The organism is Citrobacter sp. MGH103 (assembly GCF_001034475.2).
GTDB lineage: Bacteria > Pseudomonadota > Gammaproteobacteria > Enterobacterales > Enterobacteriaceae > Citrobacter > Citrobacter freundii.
Map to the genome: position 1 here is coordinate 357,489 of NZ_CP073043.1, position 26,498 is coordinate 383,986.

The window sequence follows — 26,498 nt, forward strand, 5'->3', positions numbered from 1 at the left end:
TGACATGGCAACTGAACAAATTGCAATTACACGCGCGACATTCGATGAAGTGATTCTGCCGATTTATGCACCGGCTGAGTTTATCCCGGTAAAAGGGAAAGGGAGTCGAGTATGGGATCAACAGGGTAAAGAGTATGTTGATTTCGCGGGCGGCATTGCAGTTACCGCGTTAGGGCATTGCCATCCTGCACTGGTTGAGGCGTTAAAAACCCAGGGTGAAACCCTGTGGCATACCAGCAACGTTTTCACCAACGAACCTGCGTTGCGCTTAGGCCGTAAAATCATTGAGGCAACATTCGCCGAACGCGTACTGTTCATGAACTCCGGTACCGAAGCTAACGAAACCGCCTTTAAGCTGGCGCGCCACTATGCCTGCGTGCGTCATAGCCCGTTCAAAACCAAAATCATTGCCTTCCATAACGCGTTTCACGGCCGCTCGCTGTTTACCGTATCCGTCGGCGGGCAGCCGAAATATTCCGACGGCTTTGGACCAAAGCCGGCAGATATCATCCATGTCCCGTTTAACGATCTGCATGCGGTCAAAGCGGTGATGGACGATCACACCTGCGCGGTGGTGATCGAGCCTATTCAGGGCGAGGGTGGCGTTACTGCGGCAACGCCGGCATTCCTGCAAGGCTTGCGTGAGCTCTGTGATCAGCACCAGGCGCTGTTGGTATTTGATGAAGTACAGAGCGGGATGGGGCGTACTGGCTCACTGTTTGCCTATATGCACTACGGCGTGACGCCTGATATCCTCACCAGCGCCAAGGCGCTCGGTGGCGGTTTCCCGGTGAGCGCGGTGCTGACCACCCAGGAGATTGCCTCCGCGTTCCACGTGGGTTCACACGGCTCCACATACGGCGGTAACCCGCTGGCCTGCGCGGTTGCGGGAGCTGCGTTTGATATCATCAACACGCCGGAAGTGCTGGAAGGTATTCAGGCCAAACGCCAGGCGTTTGTTCAGCATTTGCAGAAAATTGACCAGCAGTTTGACATTTTCAGCGACATTCGCGGTATGGGACTGCTGATTGGCGCCGAACTGAAGCCGCAGTTTAAAGGCCGGGCGCGTGATTTCTTGTACGCCGCGGCGAATGAAGGCGTGATGGTACTGAACGCCGGACCGGACGTGATGCGTTTCGCGCCGTCGCTGGTGGTGGAGCAGACCGATATCGATGAAGGGATGCAGCGCTTCGCGCAGGCCGTGGCGAAGGTGGTGGGCTGATTGCCGGATGGCGGCGCGAGCGCCTTATCCGGCCTACAGGGTAAGGTGTGATTCGTAGGCCGGATAAGCGTAGCGCATCCGGCAGTCGACCTTAACCTTTCATGTCCCGCAACCGGCGGCTCAGCCAGATCCCGTGGTGCGGTCGCTGACGCCATGCTACCGACGAAATGGTATGCATGGTGTTCAGATGCCCCAAAACCCGCTGCAGATGCTGCTCAAGGGTGCTTAAAGGCCCATGGGACAGCATCTCTGGCGCCTCAAGAATATTCACATCGCCGGAGCTTCCGGGTCCGTCATATTCCAGCCGCTGCTGACAGCGCTGGATCGCAATTTCACAGGACTCCAGATATCGCTGCGCCAAATCCGGCGTCAGCATCGTATGTTCCCTTGCCAGCGTAGTCATTGCGTTGATGTGTTCGACGATGAACTGGCTATGCGTAACCCACAGTTTCATGTCCGCCAGATAGTGCGAGTTGAACCCAGGTTCCTGCATCGCCTGGTTAAGTGAGTTGAACAGCGTGTTATGCGCCTGGTTGACCCGCATGCGTTGATACGCCAGCGGTGTGGCCTGGGGATCGTTGCTAAGAATCAGGCGAATGGCCTCCTGATCGGCTTCTAACGCATCGTGGGCGTTTTTACGCAGTAAACCGCTCTGCCACTGCGGCCACAGCCAGAGCATCCCGCCAAAAGCGATCAGGCAGCCAGTGACCGTATCGATAAACCGCGGCACGATAAACTGTTCCCCGTTCAGCGTCAGCAGTTGCAGGGTATATACCGCGGTGACTGTAAAGCCGACGGTAGCCCAGCCGTAGTTTTTGCGGATGGTCAGATAACTCACCAGGGTTATCAGCAGCATGCCTGCCAGCGTGTAACCTTCCTGAATATGAAAGTGCAGCGTGACGCCGGCGATCACCAGGCCGACGAGCGTCCCTACTGAACGGTGTAAAATACGTACCCGGGTTGCCCCATAGCCATTTTGCGTGACGAACAGGATTGTCATCAAAATCCAGTAGGGTTTTGGCAGGTGTAAGGCGCTGCCCATCAGGCTGGCAATGCTCAACATGACGCTGATGCGTCCGGCATTACGCAGCGCCGGGGATTTCAACGACAGATAGCTTTTCAGGGCAGGGATCAGCGGCAGCCGACGCTGCTTGTCAGCCATTAAATCACGGGCATACAGTGGCCGCTGGGTGCGTAGCACACGGGCAATACGGCTGAAGTGCCAGTAGCAAAATTGACCCACCGGATTGTCCGGATGCTGGTTGGCGATTTTCTCCAGCGTGCCAATCTGCTTTTCCATTGAGAAACGGGTCGGTAAGCGGTGATACAAAATATCATCGGCCAGTACGCGAAGGCGTTCGGCGACGGTGCGCGCATTCCAGCGAATCACTTGTTCGGCGTGGCTACGTTCGACCAGCTTTTGCACCTCTTCCGGCTGGTGGAGGCTAACGGAAATATGTTCCTGTAAATCGAGCGCCTCCTGAAAGGCACGTAGCAGGCGCTTATAATCGTTGTTGCGATGCGCCGACAGCATATGCATTTGCTGATAGCACTGGGTAATTAAATCCACCGCTTTTTGCTGGCGCACCAGCAGGGGAGGCAGCGCTTTTTCTGGGTCGGCATGCTGGGTCAGCATGCTGTACTTGGCCTCACAGTAATCGGCTAATTCGCGGTACAACAAGCTGAGCGACTCACGCAGCGGCTGCTCGCGCCACATCCAGAACCAGAACCAGTTGAACAGGCCATACCACAATGTGCCCAGCGCGTAGATTAGCAGCGGCTCCCAGACGGGCATGTTACCTGCCAGACTGAGTGTGAAAATTGCCGCGATAAGCGAGGCAGGTAGTAGTCGCGCATGCAGAGGGCCTAATTCTGCGGTTACACCAAGAATCAGCGTCAGGCCGGTGAGGATCAGCGGCAGCGGTATAGTCTGTGCCAGCAGTAATTGCATGATCAGACTGCATCCGGCAAACAAAGACGCGCCAATCACTAAGCGTTTGAAAAAGCGCTTATGCGGGGTATCAAGACCGGCAATATTGCAGCAGGCAGGGACGAGGGAAAAGAGGAGTCCCAGATGAAGCTGACCGATGATCAGGCCGACGGCCACAGGTAAACATAGCACCAGCGTTTGTCGTAGTGCGTAGTTGATCTCTGGGTGGTATATCAGTCTTCGCCACATCGGAGCAAACAAAAGTGGCGCATTACGGGGTAACGCGCCACTTCGATGGGGTTAACGTGTGCCGTAGACGACGATGGTCTTACCGTGTGCGGAGATCAGGTTCTGATCTTCCAGCATCTTCAGAATACGACCGACGGTCTCACGGGAGCAGCCAACGATCTGGCCGATTTCCTGACGGGTGATTTTAATCTGCATGCCGTCCGGGTGGGTCATCGCATCAGGCTGTTTCGCCAGATTCAGCAGAGTCTGCGCGATACGACCGGTAACGTCGAGGAAGGCAAGGTTGCCCACTTTTTCAGACGTGACCTGCAGACGGCGAGCCATCTGAGAGGACAGGCGCATCAGAATATCTGGATTGACCTGGATTAATTGGCGAAATTTTTTGTAGGAAATTTCAGCGACTTCACATGCAGTTTTAGCACGGACCCAGGCGCTGCGTTCCTGACCTTCTTCGAAGAGGCCTAATTCACCAATAAAATCGCCCTGATTCAGATAAGAAAGGATCATTTCTTTCCCTTCTTCATCTTTGATCAGCACTGCCACTGAGCCTTTAACGATGTAGTACAACGTTTCCGCTTTTTCACCCTGGTGAATCAGCGTGCTCTTCGATGGGTACTTATGAATATGGCAATGAGACAAGAACCATTCGAGAGTCGGGTCTGTTTGCGGTTTGCCAAGCACCATGCGCGGTTATCCTCTGTTATAAGCTGTCTCCAGAGCCAAAAAACATCCTGTCTCTGGGTTTGCAAAAATGTGCTTCCCGCTACCTGGGAAGGGGGCTGTCAATACGTGCGACGGCCTGTAATGTGATGTCCTCTGCATACATGCAGTACGTCAATGTATTACTGTAGCATCCCGACTGTTTTAGCATAGCTTTCGCCGTGTGTCTCCTGGTGTCTCGCTTCAGCATGACGCAGGTCGCCTTCCGTTGCGAGATTTGTTGTGTGCGCGTAATCTGTCAGGAAAATTGATGCATCGGAGTAATAAAATATGCAAGCACGTGTTAAGTGGGTTGAAGGGCTGACCTTCCTCGGTGAGTCCGCCTCTGGCCACCAGATTTTGATGGACGGTAATTCCGGTGATAAAGCGCCGAGCCCGATGGAAATGGTCTTAATGGCTGCGGGTGGTTGCAGCGCAATTGATGTGGTGTCGATCCTGCAAAAGGGTCGTCAGGATGTGACCAACTGCGAAGTGAAGCTGACCTCCGAGCGTCGTGATGAAGCGCCGCGCCTGTTTACCCATATCAACCTGCATTTCATCGTAACGGGTAACGATCTGAAAGATGCGTCCGTCGCACGTGCGGTCGATCTTTCGGCGGAAAAATACTGCTCCGTGGCGCTGATGCTGGAAAAGGCGGTGAACATTACCCACTCCTATGAAGTGGTTGCCGCGTAATTGCTGATGCCGGATGGCGGCGTTGCCTTATCCGGCCTACAGGGTGATGTTGAGTCGTAGGCCCGATAAGCGAAGCGCCATCGGGCGCTTTCCACATATCACTCTATCTTTTTGCCTTCCATCAGTCGCTGCACCAGCGGCAGCATAATCAATTCCATCGCCAGACCCATTTTTCCGCCCGGTACGACCAACGTATTGATATGAGAAATGAATGAGCCCTGCAGCATGGCCAGTAGCCACGGGAAGTCGATCCCTTCCAGATTACGAAAATGAATAACGACAAAGCTTTCATCGAGTGACGGAATGCTCTTGGCGGCAAAGGGATTAGAGGTATCGACGGTTGGTACGCGTTGGAAGTTGATATGCGTACGGGAAAACTGTGGCGTGATGTAATTGATGTAATCGTCCATTGAGCGCACCACCGAGTCCATCACCGCTTCACGCGAGTGTCCACGCTCGCTGGTATCGCGGATCAGCTTCTGGATCCACTCCAGGTTCACGATTGGCACCACGCCAACCAGCAGATCGACATGCCGGGCCACATTTTGCTGAGGGGTGACAACGCCGCCGTGAAGTCCCTCATAGAACAGGACATCCGTCGGTTCAGGCAGCGGCTGCCAGGGCGTGAATGTCCCCGGAACCTGATTCCACGGTACTGCTTCATCGTAGGTGTGCAGGTATTTACGCGACTGACCTTTGCCCGTCTGGCCGTATTCAATGAAGGTTTGCTCCAGCAGACCGAAGTCGTTAGCTTCGGGGCCGAAATAGCTGATATGCCGCCCGGCATCGCGTGCTTTGCGAATCGCCATGTCCATTTCCGGACGGGTATAGCGGTGAAAACTGTCACCTTCCACCTCGGCGGCGCGCAGGTTTAACTGCGCGAAAATTTTACGAAACGCGAGGCTGGTGGTGGTGGTCCCCGCGCCGCTGGATCCTGTTACCGCAATCACCGGATGTTTGGCAGACATAACAACTCCATGAAATGGTTGTAATTATAGTAAAGTCGGCCGGCGGCTACGGATTACTCGTGAATCTGCTTCCTCGGCATAATGTTGACCGTTTCATGCAGTTCGGACCACACCAGCACGGCTTCACCTGATTGTAGTTGGCGTTTGACGTCGGCGACTTTTTGTTCGAGCGAGCGTTCATGTTCACCGTAATCGGTGCCTTCACGCAAGACAAAGCTTTCAATCAGATTGTCCAGCGCGTCCGGAGAGATATCTTGCCATGGGATAATCATGATGACGCCTCCAGATACGTTGTCAGCCAGTCCGGGATTCTTGATTCCAGCCACATCTCAGGACGGCGCACTGTGCCACCAATAAATCCGACGTGGCCGCCATGTTCAGTCAGCTGATATTCCACCTGTGAAGGCAGATTTTCCGGTTTCGGGATCACGTGATGATCCATAAACGGATCGTCTTTAGCATGGATAATCAGCGTTGGTTTGGCGATCCGATTGAGCAACGCCATGGCGCTGCACTGGCGGTAATAGTCTATAGCATCGGCGAAACCGTGGATTTTGGCGGTGATCAGATCGTCAAAATCGCGAATGCGGCGCAAAGATTTCAACTGGGCCAGGCTTACCGGCAGCGAACCTGGATACGCCTCAAGCTTACGCGAGGCGTTGGCTTTCAATAAATTGAGCAGGTAGCGCTGATAGACACGGGAAAAGCCCTTGTCCATATGGTAGCTACAGGCTTCGAGCACGAAAGGCGCAGAAACGATAACCGCTGCATCTATCGGAATATCGTTGCCTTCTTTTGCCAGCAGACAAGCCAGCATGTTTCCACCGAGTGAATAACCTACCGCGGCGGTCGGTGCGCGACCGAACTCACGATCCAGCCAGTGTAAAAACCAGGTGCCATCTTCTGTTTCACCGGAGTGATAAATACGGTTCAAACGATTGGGCTCACCACTGCAACCGCGAAAATGCATTACCACGCCCAGCCAGCCGCGCTTTTGTGCTGCTTCAATCAGGCCATGTGCGTAGGGGCTGTTCAGACTACCTTCCAGACCGTGAAAAACCACCAGGCGCGGTTTGTGTTTCGCCTGTTGCGGATCTTCACTCCACGCCAGATCGACGAAATCGCCGTCGGGCAATTCCAGACGCTGCCAGTGGGCGTCGAACTTCACCTTACGGCGAATTAATCGCGGCAGCATCGTCTGCAGATGGCGGTTACTGATACCGCGCATCGGGCGGAATTCTCGCGAATCGTCGGTAGGTGGGGTCATTTCTGTGGACGTGATTTCAACCATAACACCGGAGCAATTAATAATCGGGAAGAATAACTATACCGCGCACAGCGCGTGCGGGTTAGCCAATATGTGATTTTGTCGCTAGTCAGTCAGCAGGTTACGCGAGAAAAAATGAAAATCGACGTTAGGTTTACGTCGCCACAGGCGGGCTTTACGCGTCCCTGTCGCTACGCTTTCTCCAGTATCTTCAAACATTCCTGACGCTTCAAAGCGACGAATCAGACTTTTACGCTGGATCGACTGACCGAGGATCACCTCAGTGGCTTCGAGTAGTTGCCCATGGGTAAATGTTTCCGGCAAGCAGTACACTGGCAGGAGCGAGTACATCGTTTTTTGCCGCAAGCGATGCAGCGCCGCTGTAATGATTTTCTCGTGATCAAACGCGAGTGAATAGTTTTTCAACTCATCAACCGGCACCCAACGGGCATTGCTGACGCTGGCGATATGGGGCGCGCAGTCTACCCAGGCGATTAGTGCAAACCAGGTGACCGTCAGGCTCCAGCCGCGCGGGTCACGATCAGGCCCGGAAAAGGTATCCAGTTGTTCCAGCCACGAAGGCGAAACACCCGTTTTTTCAGTGAGTTTGCGCAGTGCGGTGGCACGGGTTGAATCATCGTTTTCGATATCAATAAAGCCGCCGGGTAATCCCCAACGTCCTTTTTGCGGCTGCTTTGCCCGCTCGACCAGTAATACGCACAGCGCCTGTTGATGCAGGGTAAATAACACACTATCTACCGTCACCAGAGGTGAAGGGAAGCGGCTGGCGTCGTACTGATTCAGGTAGTCGGCTTCGGTGGTCATAAGGTACTCACGATGATTTGTAACGCTGATAAGTGTACCAGCCCGGCAACGGGGGGCAAGGTTCGTTTTTTCTCATTACTTATCAGTGGATTAACTAACAGCTTAAAAATAATTCATTTTCTGCTTGCTTAATATGTGTCTTAGGGACATTATTAATTGTGTCGAAGGGACACAATTAAGGGGTGAGCGCGATGAACATAAAATTGACACTAACTTTGGACGACCAGGTCTATGCCGTTGCCAGCGGTGTTTTTCCTGATGGTGCTGTCTGGTTAAAAGTCACCGATGCGTTGCCAACCTTTGCTCGCCTGATGCGCATCCGTGCCACGGCTATGCGCGATATGAACGATTTTATGCTGCTGGCGCAACTGGTTGAGGCGGTCCGTCATCAGACCGATGTACTGGTCAGCCATCTCGACCTTCCCTGGCTGCCGTGGGCGCGTCAGGACAGACATATGGTATCGGGTGACAGCTTTGCGCTGAAAGTCTTCGCCAGTCAGCTCAATACGTTGAAATTTGACAAGGTCAACGTGCTCGACCCGCACAGTGACGCGGCGGCGGCTTCAATCGACAACTTTGTGGCGATCCCCCAGGAGGTTTGCCTGATGCAAAGCGCGTCATTATCGCGGCTGTTTCAGCAAAACGCGCTGATGTTGGTTGCTCCCGATGCAGGATCGCTGAAGAAGATTGATGCCGTAGCCAGAGCGGCCGGTGTGGAGCAGTACGCCATCCTGAGCAAAAAACGTGATGTGGCAAGCGGCAGCCTGACGGGATTTGCGTTATTGGCCGGAGACGTCAGGGGGAGGGATCTGCTGATTGTCGACGACCTGTGTGATGCTGGCGGCACCTTCATAGGTTCTGCGCAGGTGCTACGTGATGCCGGTGCCCGCAGCGTTAGCCTGTACGTCACCCACGGGATCTTTTCTAAGGGCGTTGAACACCTGTTTGCTAACGGTATTGACGCCATCTACACCACCACTTCTTTAGCTGCCCCGACGCTGGAACATCCGCAGCTTGAACTTATCGATATTGACGCGATTTACCGCGCCTGAGGGAGACACCTGTTATGAAAATGAATCCAATTTTAGCTATCGACGGCTACAAAGTGTCTCACCGCGTGCAGTATCCGCAGGGCACCCGTCGCGTGTATTCCAACTTTACCCCACGCAGCGATCGCTTTTTCTCCTCGCCGTTGGCGGATGGCAAACTGGTATTTTTCGGCCTGCAGGGGTTTATGCAGTGGTTTTTAGTCGACCTGTTTAATGAGGCGTTCTTTGCCCGCCCGGAAGATGAGGTTGTGAGTGAATACAAACAGGTCATGGATAGCTATCTCGGCAAAGATGCAGTGGCGGTGGACCATATTCGTGCATTGCATCAGTTGGGCTATCTGCCGCTGCACATCAAGGCGCTGGATGAAGGTAGCAAAGTCCCAATGACGGTGCCGGTTTTAACCATTATCAACACCAAACCCGAATTTTTCTGGCTGGTGAATTACCTGGAGACCGTCCTGTCGGCGGAATTGTGGAAAGCGTCGACAAACGCCACGATTGCTCACCATTACCGCAAAATCTGCGCACGCTGGGCACAGAAAACCTGTAGCGACCAGACGCATCTTGACTTCCAGTGCCATGACTTTTCATTTCGCGGTATGTCCGGATTACAGGACACCATGCAGGCGGGCAGTGGGCATTTGTTGAGCTTTAAAGGGACCGACAGTATTCCATCTCTGTTGTACGCCCGCGATTACTACACCGACGGCGAGCCCTATTTTATCGGCGCCAGCATTCCAGCTACTGAACACAGCGTGATGTGTATGGGCGAGCGCGAGCATGAGATTGAAACCTTCCGCCGCCTGATTGCCGATCTCTACCCGCAAGGATTTGTATCGATAGTATCTGATACCTGGGACTACTGGCAGGTGCTGACGGAATTTACCCGTGAACTGAAGAGCATCATTCTGGCGCGTGAAGGTCGTGTGGTATTCCGTCCGGATAGCGGCAACCCGGTAGAGATTCTGTGCGGTACTGGCGAAGATAACGATACAAGCAGCGATCGTACCGCTCAGGAGAAAGGGTCCGTGGAAGTGCTGTGGGAGATTTTTGGCGGTACGATTAACGCCAAAGGTTACAAGGTGCTCGACCCGCATGTTGGACTGATTTATGGCGACTCCATCACCCTTGAGCGGGCGAATGAGATCCTGCGTCGTCTGGAATCGAAAGGATTTGCCAGTTCAAACGTCGTGTTTGGCGTCGGTTCCTTTACCTATCAGTACAACACGCGTGACACCTTCGGTTTTGCGATGAAAGCGACGTGGGGAGAAGTCGACGGCAAAGGCCGGACGATTTTCAAAGAGCCGAAAACCGATAATGGCCTGAAGCGTTCAGCCCGTGGTCTGCTTCGCGTCACACGTGATGAGCAAGGGGAACTGCGTCTGCATGATGAACAAACCTGGAAACAAGAGCAGGAAGGGGAGCTGAAAACTCGTTTTCTCAACGGCAAGCTGTTTAACCGCGAGCATTTCGAAGAAATCCGCCAGCGTCTGGCGATGCAAGGCTAAGCTGGGCTTTTGCCGGATGGCGGCTTTGCCTTATCCGGCCTACGGGCAGCAGGCCGCACGCTTTATGTAGGCCGGATCAGACGCGCCAGCGTCGCCATCCGGCAAAAACTTACTCACCCAACATCTGCTCAAGTTGTTCCTGAGCGTCCAGCCAGGCCATTTCACACTCTTCCAGCCCGGATTTCGCACTGGCCTGCTGCTGCAGACAAGCGGTGAGTTCGGCTTTGCGGCTTTGGTCGTACAGTTCGCTGTCTCCGAGTTTCTCTTCCGCCTGAGCTAACTGCGCGTGCAGTTTCTCCATCTCTTTTTCCAGACGGGTGATCTCTTTGCGCAGCGGTTGCGTCAGAGTGCGCAGTTCCGCTTCGCGACGCTTCTGATCTTTACGCGCCTGGGCACTGTTAACGCTCTCTTTCGCCGGTTCGTCGCCCTGGCTTTCCTGTTTTTGCACATCGCTCAGCCACTGCTGATAATCCTCCAGATCGCCATCAAACGGCTCGACTTTCTTGTCGTGTACCAGATAGAGGTCGTCGGTGGTGGAGCGGATCAGGTGACGGTCGTGCGAGACGACAACCAGCGCGCCTTCAAAATCGATCAGCGCTTCGGTCAGCGCCTGACGCATATCTAAGTCCAGGTGGTTGGTCGGTTCATCGAGCAGCAGCAGGTTCGGGCGCTGCCAGACGATCAATGCCAGCACCAGACGCGCTTTTTCGCCACCGGAGAAGCGGCGAGTCTCTTCGCTGACTTTATCGCCCTGGAAGCCGAATCCACCCAGGTAGTCTCGTAGTTTCTGCTCCAGCTCCTGCGGCGCCATGCGTGCCAGATGCTGAATTGGTGATTCATCGGCGCGTAAAAACTCCAGCTGGTGCTGCGCGAAGTAGCCCAGCTTGATGCCTTTCGCCAGGCCAATCTCGCCGCTGATGGGGGCCAGTTCGCCGGCCAGCTGCTTAATCAGCGTCGATTTACCCGCGCCGTTGCGACCGAGCAGACCGATGCGGGAACCCGGCACCAGGTTCAGTTTGATCGAATCGAGAATGACGCGATCGCCGTAGCCAGCGCTGACCTTTTCCATCTTCAGCAGCGGGTTTGGCAGGCTTTCCGGTTCACGGAAGCTGAAGTGGAACGGGTTGTCCACGTGCGCTGGGGCAATCAGCTCCATGCGTTCCAGCATTTTGATACGACTCTGCGCCTGTTTTGCTTTCGTTGCTTTAGCGCGGAAGCGATCGATATAGCTTTGCAGATGTGCCACGCGCTCCTGCTGGCTTTCGTACATGGCCTGTTGCTGCGCGAGGCGGGTCGCACGCTGGATTTCAAACGCGCTGTAGTTGCCGGTGTACTCGAACATGGTTTGCTGTTCGATATGAATAATTTTATCCACCACCGGATCGAGGAAGTCTCGGTCGTGGGAGATCAAGATCAGCGTGCCCTGATAGCTTTTCAGCCATCTTTCCAGCCAGATCACCGCGTCGAGATCGAGGTGGTTGGTAGGTTCATCGAGCAGTAGTAGGTCTGAACGGCAAATCAGCGCCTGGGCCAGGTTGAGGCGCATACGCCAGCCACCGGAGAAGTCGCTGACCGGCCGTTCAAGCTGTTCGTTGGAGAAACCGAGGCCATGCAGCAGGCTGGCGGCGCGTGAACGCACGGTCCAGGCATCGATGGCATCCAGCTTGCCATGGACAGTGGCAATGGCATGTCCATCGTTACGTTCGTTGGCGTCGTTCAACTGCGCTTCCAGTTGACGATATTCGCGGTCACCGTCAATGACGTACTCCAGCGCGGGCTGTGGCAACGCAGGCGTTTCCTGATTCACCCACGCGAGCTGCCAGTTTCCCGGATAGGTAAATCCTCCAGCGTCGGCGCTGAGTTCATTTTTCAGCAATGCCAGCAGGGTAGATTTACCGCAGCCATTTTTACCCACCAGGCCAACCTTCTGCCCTGGATTAATGGTGGCCGTGGCATTGTCCAGCAAGACGCGCACGCCGCGACGAATTTGTAACGATGAGAAAACAATCATAAGGCGCCGTATGTTCAGACTATGTTAATTTATCATTATGATAATGTAATGTGCGGGCCGTTTGCCGCACCGAGGCGCAATGGTAGCCCAAAACGTCGAAAATAGACAAAAGACAAAACCGGGAGGGGGATGATGTTCCAGCCAGCGAAAGTCTTGCTGCTGTATGCCCATCCGGAATCTCAGGACTCGGTCGCGAACCGTGTTCTGCTTAAACCGGCCATGCAGCTCAGCAATGTTACCGTGCACGACCTTTACGCGCACTATCCTGATTTTTTTATCGATATTCCGCATGAACAGGCGCTGCTGCGTGAGCATGATGTGATCGTTTTTCAGCATCCGCTTTACACCTATAGCTGTCCGGCGCTGTTAAAGGAGTGGCTTGACCGCGTACTGAGCCGCGGATTTGCCAGCGGTCCCGGAGGGAATCAACTGGCGGGAAAGTACTGGCGTAGCGTTATCACTACCGGAGAACCGGAAAGTGCCTACCGCTATGACGCGCTAAACCGTTATCCAATGAGCGATGTGCTGCGCCCTTTCGAGCTGACGGCCGGTATGTGCCGCATGCACTGGATGAGCCCTATTATCGTTTACTGGGCCAGAAGGCAAACGAAGCAGGAGCTGGACAGCCATGCGAAAGCGTATGGTGACTGGCTGGCGAATCCGATCCCTGTGGGAGGCCGCTGATGGAAGGTTCAGATTTGTTGACAGCCGGAGTGTTGTTTCTCTTCGCGGCGGTGGCGGCGGTACCGTTGGCGTCCAGGTTGGGTATCGGCCCGGTGTTGGGTTACTTGCTGGCGGGTATTGCCATCGGCCCGTGGGGATTAGGGTTCATCAGCGATGTGGATGAAATCCTGCACTTTTCCGAGCTGGGCGTGGTTTTTCTGATGTTCATCATTGGGTTGGAACTTAATCCGGCCAAGCTGTGGCAACTGCGGCGTTCAATTTTTGGCGTCGGCGCCGCGCAGGTGATGCTGAGCGCGGTGGTGCTGGCCGGATTATTGATGCTCACTGCGTTCTCCTGGCAGGCGGCAGTGGTTGGCGGCATTGGTCTGGCGATGTCATCGACCGCGATGGCGCTGCAGTTGATGCGTGAGAAAGGCATGAACCGCAGTGAATCCGGGCAGTTGGGTTTTTCGGTGCTGCTGTTTCAGGATCTGGCGGTGATCCCTGCACTGGCGCTGGTTCCGCTGCTGGCGGGGTCTGCTGACGAACATTTTGACTGGATTAAAGTGGGAATGAAGGTGCTGGCCTTTGCCGGCATGCTGATTGGCGGGCGCTATTTGCTGCGTCCGGTTTTCCGCTTTATTGCGGATTCTGGCGTGCGGGAAGTGTTCACCGCTGCCACGCTGCTGTTGGTGCTGGGTTCTGCTTTATTTATGGATGCGCTGGGGCTGTCAATGGCGCTGGGAACGTTTATCGCGGGTGTGCTGCTGGCGGAAAGTGAATACCGACATGAGCTGGAAACGGCAATCGATCCTTTTAAAGGACTGTTGCTCGGGCTGTTTTTTATCTCCGTTGGCATGTCGCTCAATCTCGGCGTGCTCTACACCCATATTCTGTGGGTGGCAGCGAGTGTGATCGTGCTGGTGGTCGTAAAAATGCTGGTGCTGTATGTACTGGCGCGTCTTAACGGCATGAGAAGCTCTGAACGGATGCAATTTGCCGGGGTTTTAAGTCAGGGCGGTGAATTCGCTTTCGTGCTGTTTTCAACGGCATCCTCGCAACGGCTGTTTCAGGGCGACCAAATGGCGTTGCTGCTGGTGACCGTCACGCTGTCGATGATGACCACGCCGCTGGTGATGAAGTTGATTGATAAATGGCTCTCCCGCCAGTTTAACGGCACGGATGAGGAAGACGAAAAACCCTGGGTGGAAGATGATAAACCGCAGGTGATTGTAGTGGGGTTTGGGCGTTTTGGTCAGGTTATTGGTCGCCTGTTGATGGCCAATAAAATGCGTATTACCGTCCTGGAGCGAGATATCAGCGCGGTGAATCTGATGCGCAAATATGGCTATAAGGTCTACTACGGTGACGCCACTCAGGTGGAACTGTTGCGCTCCGCAGGGGCAGAGGCGGCACAGTCTATTGTTATTACCTGTAATGAGCCTGAAGACACAATGAAACTGGTGGAACTGTGCCAACAGTATTTTCCGCATTTGCATATTCTTGCGCGAGCGCGCGGACGTGTAGAGGCGCATGAGTTATTACAGGCCGGTGTGACGCAGTTTTCCCGCGAAACGTTCTCCAGTGCGCTGGAGTTGGGGCGTAAAACGCTGGTTACACTGGGGATGCATCCGCACCAGGCCCAGCGTGCTCAGCTGCATTTTCGTCGGCTGGATATGCGCATGCTGCGGGAACTGATCCCCATGCATACAGATACGGTACAAATCTCTCGAGCCAGGGAAGCACGGCGCGAGCTGGAGGAAATTTTCCAACGAGAGATGCAGCAAGAGCGACGTCAGCTGGATGGCTGGGATGAATTTGAGTAGAGGATAATCATGGCAATTCGTAAACGTTTTATCGCAGGTGCAAAATGTCCGTCCTGCCAGTCGCAGGATACGCTGGCGATGTGGCGTGAAAATAATATCGATATTGTTGAGTGTGTTAAGTGCGGTCATCAGATGCGGGAAGCCGATAAAGAGGCGCGCGAGCACGTTCGCAAAGAAGAGCAAGTGATCGGGATTTTTCATCCGGACTAGCGATATGGCGCAGCTTTTTTTAAGCTAGAGGGTACACGGGTGCAGAATTCCGCTACAATCTGCGCCACTATTCTTTCCATGCTCAGGAGATATCATGAAAGTAGCAAAGGACCTGGTGGTCAGCCTGGCCTATCAGGTACGTACAGAAGACGGTGTGTTGGTTGATGAGTCTCCGGTGAGTGCACCGCTGGACTACCTGCATGGTCACGGTTCCCTGATTTCTGGCCTGGAAACAGCGCTGGACGGTCATGAAGTTGGCGACAAATTCGATGTTGCTGTTGGCGCAAACGACGCATACGGTCAGTACGACGAAAACCTGGTGCAGCGCGTTCCTAAAGACGTCTTCATGGGCGTTGACGAACTGCAGGTTGGCATGCGTTTCCTGGCTGAAACTGACCAGGGTCCAGTACCGGTAGAAATTACCGAAGTGGAAGACGACCACGTTGTGGTTGACGGTAACCACATGCTGGCTGGCCAGAATCTGAAATTCAACGTAGAAGTTGTTGCTATCCGCGAAGCGACCGAAGAAGAACTGGCTCACGGCCACGTTCACGGTGCGCACGGTCACGACCACGATCATGACCACGGTCATGACGGTTGCTGCGGTGGACACGGCCACGACCATGGTCACGAGCACGGCGGCGAAGGCTGCTGCGGCGGTGGCGGTAAAGGTAACGGCGGCGGCTGCGGTTGCCACTAATACCCTTCGTCTTTCAACCCACAGCGGTGTTGGCTGCGCTTTCGAATCCTGGTCACATAGTTATCTATGCTCCCAGGACTTCCTCAAGCTTGCCGCCTTGCTGTGATTTGAAATCCTTTGGGTATATGTGAGTAGATCCGATAAGCGTTAGCGCTTTCGGACACAAAAAAAGCGGGGATATCCCCGCTTTTTTACGTCTCAATAATGTGGCGGAGGGGTCTCTTCAGACTGCGACGCGATGTGGGACGGTTGCGTTGCTTTGAGCTTTTCCGTCAGCAGACGCAGATGGTCGCGCAGTTTGGCCATTTCCAGTTCATGCGCGGTCACCGTCACGTTGAGCTCTTCAATGGTTATCTCCTGAAATGCCAGGCGACTTTCCAGTTCAGCCAGGCGAGTTTCCATTGTTGTATCCTGCATGATTCACCTCTTTCTTTTTTCTCCGGCAGATCGCGGACTGCGGCGAATTCTACTTAACTTTGCCTGTTTGCACAGCACTCAATCTTCGGTCACGAAACTAATTTAAACAAAAAGAGTCTGAAAAGTGGTGATAATAGGGCGTGCCTGTATGTTGATTTGTTCTGCAACGCTTTATAGTACATTTTTATGTTAGTTAACCCTGGGGTGAGATGCCCCGGCCCTGGAGATATGGATGAAATCACTGTTTAAAGTAACGCTGCTGGCGACCACAATGGCTGTTGCTCTGCATGCCCCGATCACCTTCGCTGCTGATGCTGCGAAACCAGCCGCTACTGCTGACAGCAAAGCAGCATTCAAGAATGACGACCAAAAAGCCGCTTACGCGCTGGGCGCGTCCCTGGGTCGTTATATGGAAAACTCTCTGAAAGAGCAGGAAAAGCTGGGCATCAAACTGGATAAAGATCAACTGATCGCTGGTGTTCAGGATGCGTTTGCAGACAAGAGTAAACTGTCTGACCAGGAAATCGAACAAACTCTGCAGGCGTTTGAAGCGCGCGTGAAGAGCTCCGCTCAGGCGAAAATGGAAAAAGACGCGGCTGACAATGAAGCCAAAGGTAAAGTTTACCGCGAGAAATTTGCTAAAGAGAAAGGCGTTAAAACCTCGGCTACTGGCCTGGTCTACAAAGTAGAGAAAGAAGGTACCGGCGCTGCACCGAAAGACAGCGATACCGTGGTTGTTAACTACAAAGGTACGCTGATCGATGGTAAAGAGTTTGATAACTCTTATACCCGTGGTGAGCCGCTCTCTTTCCGTCTTGACGGTGTAATCCCGGGCTGGACTGAAGGCCTGAAAAACATCAAGAAAGGCGGCAAAATCCAGCTGGTTATCCCACCGGATCTGGCTTACGGCAAAACGGGCGTTCCGGGCATTCCGGCCAACTCTACGCTGGTCTTTGATGTTGAACTGTTAGACATCAAACCGGCACCGAAAGCTGACGCGCAGTCAGATGCTGCACCGGCAGATAAAGCTGCAGACAGCAGCAAAAAATAAGCTAACAGAAACCGCCGCCCACAGGGCGGCGGTTTTTTATTATCGACAGGATATAATTAATACTGGAAAGCGCCTTGTGCGCTGTATTACTTTAGATGCCCCTATAATAGTGATGAGCCTGCCCTGACAACATAACGACAGGCTCCTGAAAAGGAGTGCTTTTTTTCATGTCCAGGTCGCTTTTAACCAACGAAACCAGTGAGCTAGATTTGCTGGATCAACGTCCTTTCGATCAAACCGACTTCGATATCCTCAAATCCTACGAAGCGGTAGTGGACGGGTTGGCGATGCTCATTGGTTCCCATTGTGAAATCGTATTGCACTCTTTGCAGGATTTGAAATGCTCGGCCATCCGCATTGCTAATGGTGAACACACGGGCCGTAAAATTGGCTCACCGATTACTGACCTTGCGTTGCGTATGCTGCATGATATGACGGGTGCGGATAGCAGCGTGTCGAAGTGTTACTTCACACGTGCGAAAAGCGGTGTCTTGATGAAGTCGGTGACGATTGCCATTCGCAACCGTGAGCATCGCGTGATTGGTCTGCTGTGCATCAACATGAACCTTGATGTCCCTTTCTCGCAGATAATGAATACCTTTATCCCACCGGAAACCCCGGAAGTGGGCTCTGCCGTCAACTTCGCTTCTTCGGTGGAAGATCTGGTTACCCAGACGCTGGAATTCACAATCGAAGAAGTGAATGCCGATCGTAATGTTTCCAACAACGCGAAGAACCGCCAGATAGTCCTGAATTTGTATGAGAAAGGCATCTTCGATATTAAAGATGCCATCAACCAGGTCGCCGATCGGCTGAACATCTCCAAACATACGGTCTACCTCTATATTCGTCAGTTCAAAAGTGGCGATTTCCAGGGGCAAGATAAGTAATGCGTTTTGCCATCATGGTGACGGGGCCTGCGTACGGCACGCAGCAGGCGAGCAGCGCGTTGCAATTTGCTCATGCGCTACTCAAAGAAGGGCATGAGCTAAGCAGCGTCTTTTTCTATCGTGAAGGTGTGTATAACGCCAACCTACTCACTTCGCCTGCCAGTGATGAATACGATCTGGTACGGGCCTGGCAACAGCTGAACCAACAGCATGGTGTAACACTGAATATTTGCGTGGCTGCGGCGTTGCGACGCGGTGTGGTTGATGAGACTGAGGCAAAGCGGCTGGGGCTGGCAGGCGCTAATTTACAATCAGGTTTTAACCTCAGCGGGCTTGGATCGCTGGCTGAGGCATCCCTGACCTGCGATCGCGTGGTGCAATTCTGATGAAACGTGTTGCTTTTGTCTTTTCTACCGTGCCGCACGGCAGCGCATCTGGCCGTGAAGGGTTAGATGCATTGCTGGCGACCTCTGCATTAACGGAAGACCTCGGTGTGTTTTTTATCGGTGATGGCGTCTTTCAAATCCTTCAGGGACAGCAACCGGATGCCGTGCTGGCGCGAGACTATATCGCGACCTTCAAACTGTTAGGGTTGTACGATATCGATCAATGTTGGCTCTGCGCTGCCTCATTACGCGAGCGGGGCCTTCAGCAGGGGAGTAATTTTGTGATCAATGCGACAGCGCTTGAACCGGAAGATTTACGCCGTGAGCTAGGCAACTATGACGTCATTTTAAGGTTTTGAGACTCTCATGCTGCACACACTACATCGCTCCGCGTGGCTTACCGATTTCTCCTCTCTTCTTCGTCTGATTGATAAAGACGATGAACTTTTATTGCTCCAGGATGGCGTGACGGCAGCAATCGAAGGAAGCCGTTTCCTTGAAAGTCTGCAAAATGCCTCCATTAAGGTCTATGTACTGGAAGAAGACATTAAGGCTCGCGGGTTGAGCGGTCAAATTTCAGACAGTGTCGTCAGGGTTAGCTATACTGACTTCGTCAGACTTACGGTGAAGCATCCCAGCCAGATGTCCTGGTAATTGTGGGATCGTTGTATATTTCTTGACACCTTTTCGACACCGACCTAAAATTCTGCGTCCTCATATTGTATGAGGTCGTTTTATTACGTGTTTACGAAGCAAAAGCTAAAACCAGGAGCTATTTAATGGCAACAGTTAACCAGCTGGTACGCAAACCACGTGCACGCAAAGTTGCAAAAAGCAACGTGCCTGCGCTGGAAGCATGCCCGCAGAAACGTGGCGTATGTACTCGTGTATATACTACCACTCCTAAAAAACCGAACTCCGCACTGCGTAAAGTTTGCCGTGTTCGTCTGACTAACGGTTTTGAAGTGACTTCCTACATCGGTGGTGAAGGTCACAACCTGCAGGAGCACTCCGTGATCCTGATCCGTGGCGGTCGTGTAAAAGACCTCCCGGGTGTTCGTTACCACACCGTTCGTGGTGCGCTTGACTGCTCCGGCGTTAAAGACCGTAAGCAATCACGCTCCAAGTATGGCGTGAAACGTCCTAAGGCTTAATGGTTCTCCGTTAAGTAAGGCCAAACGTTTTATATTAATGTCAAACTAAACTCTTAGAGTTTTGGACAATCCTGAATTAACAACGGAGTATTTCCATGCCACGTCGTCGCGTCATTGGTCAGCGTAAAATTCTGCCGGATCCGAAGTTCGGATCAGAACTGCTGGCTAAATTTGTAAATATCCTGATGGTAGATGGTAAAAAATCTACTGCCGAAACTATCGTATACAGCGCGCTGGAGACCCTGGCTCAGCGTTCTGGTAAAAACGAACTGGAAGCTTTCGAAGTAGCTCTCGAAAACGTGCGCCCGACTGTCGAAGTTAAGTCTCGCCGCGTTGGTGGTTCTACTTATCAGGTACCAGTTGAAGTCCGTCCGGTCCGTCGTAATGCTCTGGCAATGCGTTGGATCGTTGAAGCTGCTCGTAAACGCGGTGATAAATCCATGGCTCTGCGCCTGGCGAACGAACTTTCTGATGCTGCAGAAAACAAAGGTACTGCAGTTAAGAAACGTGAAGACGTTCACCGTATGGCAGAAGCCAACAAGGCGTTCGCACACTACCGTTGGTAATCCCTTCGGAGTTTTAGTCACCAGGCGGGCGCTTCTAGTAAGCAGCCCGCTTTGGGCTACTTAAATTGAACGCCTAAAAGATAAACGAGGAATCAAATGGCTCGTACAACACCCATCGCGCGCTACCGTAACATCGGTATCAGTGCGCACATCGACGCCGGTAAAACCACTACTACCGAACGTATTCTGTTCTACACCGGTGTAAACCATAAAATCGGTGAAGTTCATGACGGCGCAGCCACCATGGACTGGATGGAGCAGGAGCAGGAACGTGGTATTACTATCACCTCCGCAGCGACTACTGCATTCTGGTCTGGTATGGCTAAGCAGTATGAACCGCATCGCGTAAACATCATCGACACCCCGGGGCACGTTGACTTCACTATCGAAGTAGAACGTTCCATGCGTGTGCTTGATGGTGCAGTAATGGTTTACTGCGCAGTTGGTGGTGTTCAGCCTCAGTCTGAAACCGTATGGCGTCAGGCAAACAAATATAAAGTTCCGCGCATTGCGTTCGTTAACAAAATGGACCGTATGGGTGCGAACTTCCTGAAAGTTGTTGGTCAGATCAAAACCCGTCTGGGCGCGAACCCTGTTCCGCTGCAGCTGGCAATTGGCGCTGAAGAAGCGTTCACCGGTGTTGTTGACCTGGTGAAAATGAAAGCCATCAACTGGAACGAAGAAGATGCAGGCGTAACCTTCACTTATGAAGATATCCCGGCTGACATGCAGGAACTGGCTGAAGAATGGCACCAGAACCTGATCGAGTCCGCTGCAGAAGCTTCAGAAGAGCTGATGGAGAAATACCTGGGTGGTGAAGAACTGACTGAAGAAGAGATCAAAAAAGCTCTGCGTCAGCGTGTTCTGAACAACGAAATCATCCTGGTAACCTGTGGTTCTGCGTTCAAGAACAAAGGTGTTCAGGCGATGCTGGATGCGGTAATTGATTACCTGCCATCCCCAGTAGACGTACCTGCGATCAACGGTATTCTGGACGACGGTAAAGATACTCCTGCTGAGCGTCATGCTAGCGATGACGAGCCGTTTGCTGCTCTGGCATTCAAAATCGCTACCGACCCGTTCGTGGGTAACCTGACCTTCTTCCGCGTGTACTCTGGTGTGGTTAACTCCGGTGACACCATCCTGAACTCCGTGAAAACTGCACGTGAACGTTTCGGCCGTATCGTACAGATGCACGCTAACAAACGTGAAGAGATCAAAGAAGTTCGCGCGGGCGATATCGCTGCTGCAATCGGTCTGAAAGACGTGACCACTGGTGACACTCTGTGTGACCCGGATCACCCGATCATTCTGGAACGTATGGAATTCCCTGAGCCGGTAATTTCCATCGCGGTAGAACCGAAAACCAAAGCTGACCAGGAAAAAATGGGTCTGGCTCTGGGCCGTCTGGCTAAAGAAGACCCGTCATTCCGCGTATGGACTGACGAAGAATCTAACCAGACCATTATCGCTGGTATGGGTGAGCTGCACCTCGACATCATCGTTGACCGTATGAAGCGTGAATTCAACGTTGAAGCGAACGTCGGTAAACCTCAGGTTGCTTACCGTGAAGCGATTCGCGCGAAAGTTACCGATATCGAAGGTAAACACGCTAAGCAGTCTGGTGGTCGCGGTCAGTACGGTCATGTTGTTATCGACATGTACCCGCTGGAGCCGGGTTCAAACCCGAAAGGCTACGAGTTCATCAACGACATCAAAGGTGGTGTAATTCCTGGCGAATACATCCCGGCCGTTGATAAAGGCATCCAGGAACAGCTGAAATCTGGCCCGCTGGCTGGTTACCCGGTTGTTGATCTGGGCGTGCGTCTGCACTTCGGTTCTTACCATGACGTTGACTCCTCTGAGCTGGCGTTTAAACTGGCCGCTTCTATCGCCTTCAAAGATGGCTTTAAGAAAGCGAAACCAGTTCTGCTTGAGCCTATCATGAAGGTTGAAGTAGAGACTCCGGAAGAGAACACCGGTGACGTAATCGGTGACTTGAGCCGCCGTCGTGGTATGCTTCGTGGTCAGGAATCCAACGTCACTGGCGTTGTTATCCATGCTGAAGTTCCGCTGTCTGAAATGTTCGGATATGCAACCCAGCTGCGTTCTCTGACCAAAGGCCGTGCTTCTTACTCCATGGAGTTCCTGAAGTACGACGATGCGCCGAACAACGTTGCTCAGGCCGTTATTGAAGCCCGTGGTAAATAATCCACAGGATTAAAACCTAAGTCCCGTGCTCTCTCCATAGGGGAGAGCACTATAGTAAGGAATATAGCCGTGTCTAAAGAAAAATTTGAACGTACAAAACCGCACGTTAACGTCGGCACCATCGGCCACGTTGACCACGGTAAAACTACCCTGACCGCTGCAATCACTACCGTACTGGCTAAAACCTACGGCGGTGCTGCTCGTGCATTCGACCAGATCGATAACGCGCCGGAAGAAAAAGCTCGTGGTATCACCATCAACACTTCTCACGTTGAATATGACACCCCGACTCGCCACTACGCACACGTAGACTGCCCGGGCCACGCCGACTATGTTAAAAACATGATCACCGGTGCTGCGCAGATGGATGGCGCGATCCTGGTTGTTGCTGCGACTGACGGCCCGATGCCGCAGACTCGTGAGCACATCCTGCTGGGTCGTCAGGTAGGCGTTCCGTACATCATCGTGTTCCTGAACAAATGCGACATGGTTGATGACGAAGAGCTGCTGGAACTGGTAGAAATGGAAGTTCGTGAACTTCTGTCTCAGTACGATTTCCCGGGCGACGACACTCCGATCGTTCGTGGTTCTGCTCTGAAAGCGCTGGAAGGCGAAGCAGAGTGGGAAGCGAAAATCATCGAACTGGCTGGCTTCCTGGATTCTTACATCCCAGAACCAGAGCGTGCGATTGACAAGCCGTTCCTGCTGCCTATCGAAGACGTATTCTCCATCTCCGGTCGTGGTACCGTTGTTACCGGTCGTGTAGAGCGCGGTATCATCAAAGTTGGTGAAGAAGTTGAAATCGTTGGTATCAAAGAGACTGCTAAGTCTACCTGTACTGGCGTTGAAATGTTCCGCAAACTGCTGGACGAAGGCCGTGCTGGTGAGAACGTTGGTGTTCTGCTGCGTGGTATCAAACGTGAAGAAATCGAACGTGGTCAGGTACTGGCTAAGCCGGGCTCTATCAAGCCGCACACCAAGTTCGAATCTGAAGTGTACATTCTGTCCAAAGACGAAGGCGGCCGTCATACTCCGTTCTTCAAAGGCTACCGTCCGCAGTTCTACTTCCGTACTACTGACGTGACTGGTACCATCGAACTGCCGGAAGGCGTAGAGATGGTAATGCCGGGCGACAACATCAAAATGGTTGTTACCCTGATCCACCCGATCGCGATGGACGACGGTCTGCGTTTCGCAATCCGTGAAGGCGGCCGTACTGTTGGTGCGGGCGTTGTTGCTAAAGTAATGAGCTAATTATTGATTAATTAGCTTTGAGCTTAAAAAGGGCGCTTCGGCGCCCTTTTTGCTGCCTGCAATTTAGTAGCTGTCATATTTATTCGCATTTTTTATTCATTCTCCCGCCGCGTAAATAGCGCTGTGCTATTGTAATCATAACTATTCTCATTTACACTTTGCGCAGAAATTGAACGGGAGCGATCATGTACGTTTGTTTGTGTAATGCGATAAGTGATAAAAAAATACGTCAGGCTGTTCGCCAGTTTCACCCTCAGTCCTTTCAGCAATTACGTAAATTTATTCCTGTAGGAAATCAATGCGGTAAGTGCATTCGTGCTGCCCGTGAAGTCATGCAGGATGAATTAACGCAAATGCCAGAATTTAAAGAGATCGCCTAAGTCACACTCTTTTTTTTGACATCCCTGTAGCCCCATCTACGCTCTAAGAGTGGAAGCGGAGGGACTATAAAATGAAAGGTGATGTTAAAATCATAAATTATCTCAATAAACTATTGGGAAATGAGCTTGTCGCGATCAACCAGTATTTTCTCCATGCTCGTATGTTTAAAAACTGGGGACTGACTCGCCTCAATGATGTTGAGTACCATGAATCTATCGATGAGATGAAACACGCTGATAAATATATCGAGCGTATTTTATTCTTAGAAGGGCTCCCGAACTTGCAGGATCTTGGCAAGTTGGGTATTGGCGAAGACGTTGAAGAGATGCTGCAATCCGATCTTCGACTCGAGTTGGATGGGGCGAAAGATCTGCGTGAAGCCATTGCCTATGCCGATAGCGTTCATGATTATGTCAGCCGGGACATGATGATCGAGATCCTGACTGAAGAAGAAGGGCATATTGACTGGCTCGAAACTGAGCTGGACCTGATTGCAAAACTTGGCTTGCAAAATTATCTGCAATCGCAAATTAAAGTCAGTGACTAACCGCCCTGTATCAGATTTACCCAGCCAATAACGAAACCCGCAGCCGCCAGATATGGCCCAAAAGGCAGCGGGTTTTTTAGCATCTGTCTCCCGTAACGGACGCAAGAAATCCCGGTGAGACAACATGCCATGCCCGCGGCAAGTAAAACCAACAGTGGTAATGATTCCCAGCGATGCCATGCGCCCAGTGCGGCAAGAAATTTGACATCACCAAAGCCTAATCCTTCCTGTCGGCATATCAAACGATACCCCCAGTAGAACAAAGCAAATACCCCATAGCCCGCTACGGCACCCCAAAGCGCGTCGGATAACTGTGCAGGTCTGCAGCACTGATGATAAATAAGACCGCCCCACAAAAGAGGGTAGGTAAATTTGTCGGGCAGCAACCCGGTACGCAGGTCATGGACTAAGAGCAACCCTGATAGCGAAACATAAATCAGCAGAAAGGGGAGGTCGATGTACATGGGCAAATCTCATTTGGTAAAGAGTTTACCTTCGGGTAAGCACGCCGGCCCTACAAGTCCGGGATGTGAGTTATGGATGCTCTCTTCCACGGAAAACGCGTTGCATCACAGGACATACAATCAGAGTGGAAGGAGGCCCGCATTTATGAACGAGTGATTAATTTCTACGCGGCACTTGCTTAAGACTGAGATTTACGTATAATGCGCGGGCTTGTCTAATATTGACAGCGGTTCGATATGAGCCACCGGTACTGCGAAAGCAATACCAGACAATGTTCCCAATCGGGGAACTCTGTAAGAACGGTTACACTCTCCCATCAATCGTAATGGGTTTGAGGAGTAACTATTTCGTCTATAAAATAATTGGAGCTCTGGTCTCATGCAGAACCAAAGAATCCGTATCCGTTTGAAAGCGTTTGATCATCGTCTGATCGATCAATCAACCGCGGAAATCGTCGAGACTGCCAAGCGCACTGGTGCGCAGGTTCGTGGTCCGATCCCGCTGCCGACCCGCAAAGAGCGTTTCACCGTTCTGATCTCCCCGCACGTCAACAAAGACGCGCGTGATCAGTACGAGATCCGTACTCACAAGCGTCTGGTTGACATCGTTGAGCCAACTGAAAAAACCGTTGATGCTCTGATGCGTCTGGACCTGGCTGCCGGTGTAGACGTGCAGATCAGCCTGGGTTAATCAGGTCATCGAGCGATTGAGAGGTTGATACAATGATTGGTTTAGTCGGTAAAAAAGTGGGTATGACCCGCATCTTCACTGAAGATGGCGTATCTATCCCAGTAACCGTTATCGAAGTTGAAGCAAACCGCGTTACTCAGGTTAAAGATCTGGCTAACGATGGCTATCGCGCTGTTCAGGTTACCACCGGTGCTAAAAAAGCTAACCGCGTAACTAAGCCGGAAGCTGGCCACTTTGCTAAAGCTGGCGTAGAAGCTGGCCGCGGCCTGTGGGAGTTCCGTCTGGCAGATGGTGAAGAATACACCGTTGGTCAGAACATTAGCGTTGAACTGTTTGCTGACGTTAAAAAAGTTGACGTAACCGGTACCTCTAAAGGTAAAGGTTTCGCTGGTACCGTTAAGCGCTGGAACTTCCGTACCCAGGACGCTACTCACGGTAACTCCTTGTCTCACCGCGTTCCGGGTTCTATCGGTCAGAACCAGACTCCGGGCAAAGTGTTCAAAGGCAAGAAAATGGCAGGTCAGCTGGGCAACGAACGTGTAACCGTTCAGAGCCTGGACGTAGTACGTGTTGACGCTGAGCGCAACCTGCTGCTGGTTAAAGGTGGTGTTCCGGGTGCGACCGGTTGCGACCTGATCGTTAAACCAGCTGTGAAGGCGTAAG

Annotated in this window: 29 protein-coding genes and 1 pseudogene; 21 read left to right on the top strand and 9 right to left on the bottom strand. The window is 52.6% G+C overall.

Annotation, left to right across the window (positions count from 1 at the left end; all coding sequences use genetic code 11):
* Positions 1–4: 4 nt before the first annotated feature.
* Positions 5–1,222: a bifunctional acetylornithine/succinyldiaminopimelate transaminase gene (gene argD, locus SK33_RS01670; protein WP_048218767.1), complete on the top strand. Its 1,218-nt coding sequence runs from the start codon at positions 5–7 to the stop codon at positions 1,220–1,222.
* Between the two features lie 91 nt (positions 1,223–1,313).
* Here argD and SK33_RS01675 read toward each other — a convergent pair whose 3' ends face one another.
* Together SK33_RS01675 and crp are read right to left on the bottom strand one after the other, a co-directional pair.
* Positions 1,314–3,401 carry a YccS/YhfK family putative transporter gene (locus SK33_RS01675; RefSeq protein WP_003023605.1) on the bottom strand — a complete coding sequence of 696 codons (2,088 nt, stop codon included), beginning with the start codon at positions 3,399–3,401 and terminating at the stop codon, positions 1,314–1,316.
* A 51-nt stretch (positions 3,402–3,452) separates the two neighbouring features.
* A complete protein-coding gene (crp, locus tag SK33_RS01680) occupies positions 3,453–4,085 on the bottom strand; it encodes a cAMP-activated global transcriptional regulator CRP (protein ID WP_000242758.1) in 633 nt (210 codons plus the stop codon).
* A 306-nt stretch (positions 4,086–4,391) separates the two neighbouring features.
* On the opposite strand from crp, the gene SK33_RS01685 reads away from it, so the two are divergent.
* Positions 4,392–4,796, top strand: coding sequence for an OsmC family protein (locus tag SK33_RS01685; protein WP_003023611.1), 405 nt, complete (start codon positions 4,392–4,394; stop codon positions 4,794–4,796).
* A 98-nt stretch (positions 4,797–4,894) separates the two neighbouring features.
* Here SK33_RS01685 and SK33_RS01690 read toward each other — a convergent pair whose 3' ends face one another.
* The 4 genes and pseudogenes from SK33_RS01690 to SK33_RS01705 all read right to left on the bottom strand — a co-directional run bounded on the left by SK33_RS01690 (position 4,895) and on the right by SK33_RS01705 (position 7,856).
* Positions 4,895–5,764 (bottom strand): phosphoribulokinase, encoded by an 870-nt coding sequence (locus SK33_RS01690; protein ID WP_003023614.1) that lies wholly within the window; start codon positions 5,762–5,764, stop codon positions 4,895–4,897.
* Positions 5,765–5,817: 53 nt separating this feature from the next.
* The gene (locus SK33_RS01695) at positions 5,818–6,036 is read right to left on the bottom strand and encodes a YheU family protein (RefSeq protein ID WP_003023615.1); all 219 of its coding nucleotides are present in this window, start codon (positions 6,034–6,036) and stop codon (positions 5,818–5,820) included.
* Positions 6,033–7,101 (bottom strand): annotated as a pseudogene (locus SK33_RS01700) (hydrolase). The gene SK33_RS01695 and the pseudogene SK33_RS01700 overlap by 4 nt, the downstream one beginning before the upstream one ends.
* Positions 7,102–7,136: 35 nt before the next feature.
* Positions 7,137–7,856, bottom strand: coding sequence for an NUDIX hydrolase (locus SK33_RS01705; RefSeq protein ID WP_048218763.1), 720 nt, complete (start codon positions 7,854–7,856; stop codon positions 7,137–7,139).
* A 191-nt stretch (positions 7,857–8,047) separates the two neighbouring features.
* On the opposite strand from SK33_RS01705, the gene prs reads away from it, so the two are divergent.
* On the top strand, positions 8,048–8,908 hold the full coding sequence (gene prs / locus SK33_RS01710) for a ribose-phosphate diphosphokinase (protein ID WP_048218761.1): 861 nt from the start codon (positions 8,048–8,050) through the stop codon (positions 8,906–8,908).
* 14 nt (positions 8,909–8,922) lie between these two features.
* Positions 8,923–10,413, top strand: a complete 1,491-nt coding sequence (locus tag SK33_RS01715) for a nicotinate phosphoribosyltransferase (protein WP_048218759.1) — start codon at positions 8,923–8,925, stop codon at positions 10,411–10,413.
* A 109-nt stretch (positions 10,414–10,522) separates the two neighbouring features.
* Here the strand turns inward: SK33_RS01715 and SK33_RS01720 are convergent, their stop codons facing one another.
* The gene (locus tag SK33_RS01720) at positions 10,523–12,424 is read right to left on the bottom strand and encodes an ABC transporter ATP-binding protein (RefSeq protein WP_048218757.1); all 1,902 of its coding nucleotides are present in this window, start codon (positions 12,422–12,424) and stop codon (positions 10,523–10,525) included.
* Between the two features lie 132 nt (positions 12,425–12,556).
* Between SK33_RS01720 and kefG the strand changes: the two genes are divergently transcribed.
* The 4 genes from kefG (at position 12,557) to slyD (ending at position 15,823) form a co-directional block, all read left to right on the top strand.
* On the top strand, positions 12,557–13,108 hold the full coding sequence (gene kefG / locus SK33_RS01725) for a glutathione-regulated potassium-efflux system ancillary protein KefG (RefSeq protein WP_003023629.1): 552 nt from the start codon (positions 12,557–12,559) through the stop codon (positions 13,106–13,108).
* Positions 13,108–14,913 (top strand): glutathione-regulated potassium-efflux system protein KefB, encoded by a 1,806-nt coding sequence (gene kefB, locus SK33_RS01730; RefSeq protein WP_003023630.1) that lies wholly within the window; start codon positions 13,108–13,110, stop codon positions 14,911–14,913. Before kefG ends, kefB begins: the two co-directional genes overlap by 1 nt.
* A 9-nt stretch (positions 14,914–14,922) precedes the next feature.
* Entirely contained in the window at positions 14,923–15,123 is a 201-nt protein-coding gene (locus tag SK33_RS01735) for a YheV family putative zinc ribbon protein (RefSeq protein WP_003023632.1), read from the top strand.
* Positions 15,124–15,217: 94 nt separating this feature from the next.
* Complete coding sequence (slyD, locus tag SK33_RS01740; protein WP_003023634.1) at positions 15,218–15,823, top strand: peptidylprolyl isomerase; 606 nt, start codon at positions 15,218–15,220, stop codon at positions 15,821–15,823.
* Positions 15,824–16,021: 198 nt separating this feature from the next.
* On the opposite strand, the gene SK33_RS01745 is transcribed toward slyD, so the two are convergent.
* The gene (locus SK33_RS01745) at positions 16,022–16,240 is read right to left on the bottom strand and encodes a protein SlyX (RefSeq protein ID WP_003023639.1); all 219 of its coding nucleotides are present in this window, start codon (positions 16,238–16,240) and stop codon (positions 16,022–16,024) included.
* 232 nt (positions 16,241–16,472) lie between these two features.
* Here SK33_RS01745 and fkpA point away from each other — a divergent pair, with 232 nt between their 5' ends.
* From fkpA to bfr, 11 genes are all read left to right on the top strand, one after another.
* On the top strand, positions 16,473–17,291 hold the full coding sequence (gene fkpA, locus SK33_RS01750; protein WP_048218755.1) for an FKBP-type peptidyl-prolyl cis-trans isomerase: 819 nt from the start codon (positions 16,473–16,475) through the stop codon (positions 17,289–17,291).
* Positions 17,292–17,458: 167 nt separating this feature from the next.
* Positions 17,459–18,181 carry a helix-turn-helix transcriptional regulator gene (locus SK33_RS01755; RefSeq protein ID WP_003023643.1) on the top strand — a complete coding sequence of 241 codons (723 nt, stop codon included), beginning with the start codon at positions 17,459–17,461 and terminating at the stop codon, positions 18,179–18,181.
* Positions 18,181–18,567 (top strand): sulfurtransferase complex subunit TusD, encoded by a 387-nt coding sequence (tusD, locus tag SK33_RS01760; protein ID WP_003023646.1) that lies wholly within the window; start codon positions 18,181–18,183, stop codon positions 18,565–18,567. Before SK33_RS01755 ends, tusD begins: the two co-directional genes overlap by 1 nt.
* A complete protein-coding gene (tusC, locus tag SK33_RS01765; protein ID WP_003023649.1) occupies positions 18,567–18,926 on the top strand; it encodes a sulfurtransferase complex subunit TusC in 360 nt (119 codons plus the stop codon). The genes tusD and tusC overlap by 1 nt, the downstream gene beginning before the upstream one ends.
* A gap of 7 nt (positions 18,927–18,933) precedes the next feature.
* Positions 18,934–19,221, top strand: coding sequence for a sulfurtransferase complex subunit TusB (gene tusB, locus SK33_RS01770; protein WP_003023651.1), 288 nt, complete (start codon positions 18,934–18,936; stop codon positions 19,219–19,221).
* Positions 19,222–19,346: 125 nt separating this feature from the next.
* Positions 19,347–19,721: a 30S ribosomal protein S12 gene (rpsL, locus tag SK33_RS01775; protein WP_003023654.1), complete on the top strand. Its 375-nt coding sequence runs from the start codon at positions 19,347–19,349 to the stop codon at positions 19,719–19,721.
* 95 nt (positions 19,722–19,816) lie between these two features.
* Positions 19,817–20,287, top strand: coding sequence for a 30S ribosomal protein S7 (gene rpsG, locus SK33_RS01780; protein ID WP_003023657.1), 471 nt, complete (start codon positions 19,817–19,819; stop codon positions 20,285–20,287).
* A 96-nt stretch (positions 20,288–20,383) separates the two neighbouring features.
* A complete protein-coding gene (gene fusA / locus SK33_RS01785; protein WP_003023659.1) occupies positions 20,384–22,498 on the top strand; it encodes an elongation factor G in 2,115 nt (704 codons plus the stop codon).
* A gap of 69 nt (positions 22,499–22,567) precedes the next feature.
* Positions 22,568–23,752 (top strand): elongation factor Tu, encoded by a 1,185-nt coding sequence (gene tuf / locus SK33_RS01790; RefSeq protein WP_003031109.1) that lies wholly within the window; start codon positions 22,568–22,570, stop codon positions 23,750–23,752.
* A 185-nt stretch (positions 23,753–23,937) separates the two neighbouring features.
* The gene (gene bfd / locus SK33_RS01795) at positions 23,938–24,132 is read left to right on the top strand and encodes a bacterioferritin-associated ferredoxin (RefSeq protein ID WP_003031111.1); all 195 of its coding nucleotides are present in this window, start codon (positions 23,938–23,940) and stop codon (positions 24,130–24,132) included.
* A 71-nt stretch (positions 24,133–24,203) separates the two neighbouring features.
* Positions 24,204–24,680, top strand: coding sequence for a bacterioferritin (gene bfr, locus SK33_RS01800; protein WP_003031113.1), 477 nt, complete (start codon positions 24,204–24,206; stop codon positions 24,678–24,680).
* Here bfr and SK33_RS01805 read toward each other — a convergent pair.
* Positions 24,677–25,144: a prepilin peptidase gene (locus tag SK33_RS01805; protein ID WP_048218754.1), complete on the bottom strand. Its 468-nt coding sequence runs from the start codon at positions 25,142–25,144 to the stop codon at positions 24,677–24,679. The genes bfr and SK33_RS01805 overlap by 4 nt on opposite strands.
* Before the next feature lie 379 nt (positions 25,145–25,523).
* Here SK33_RS01805 and rpsJ point away from each other — a divergent pair, with 379 nt between their 5' ends.
* Both rpsJ and rplC read left to right on the top strand, forming a co-directional pair.
* Positions 25,524–25,835 (top strand): 30S ribosomal protein S10, encoded by a 312-nt coding sequence (gene rpsJ, locus SK33_RS01810; RefSeq protein ID WP_001181005.1) that lies wholly within the window; start codon positions 25,524–25,526, stop codon positions 25,833–25,835.
* Positions 25,836–25,867: 32 nt separating this feature from the next.
* Complete coding sequence (rplC, locus tag SK33_RS01815; RefSeq protein WP_003031117.1) at positions 25,868–26,497, top strand: 50S ribosomal protein L3; 630 nt, start codon at positions 25,868–25,870, stop codon at positions 26,495–26,497.
* Position 26,498: the final 1 nt, after the last annotated feature.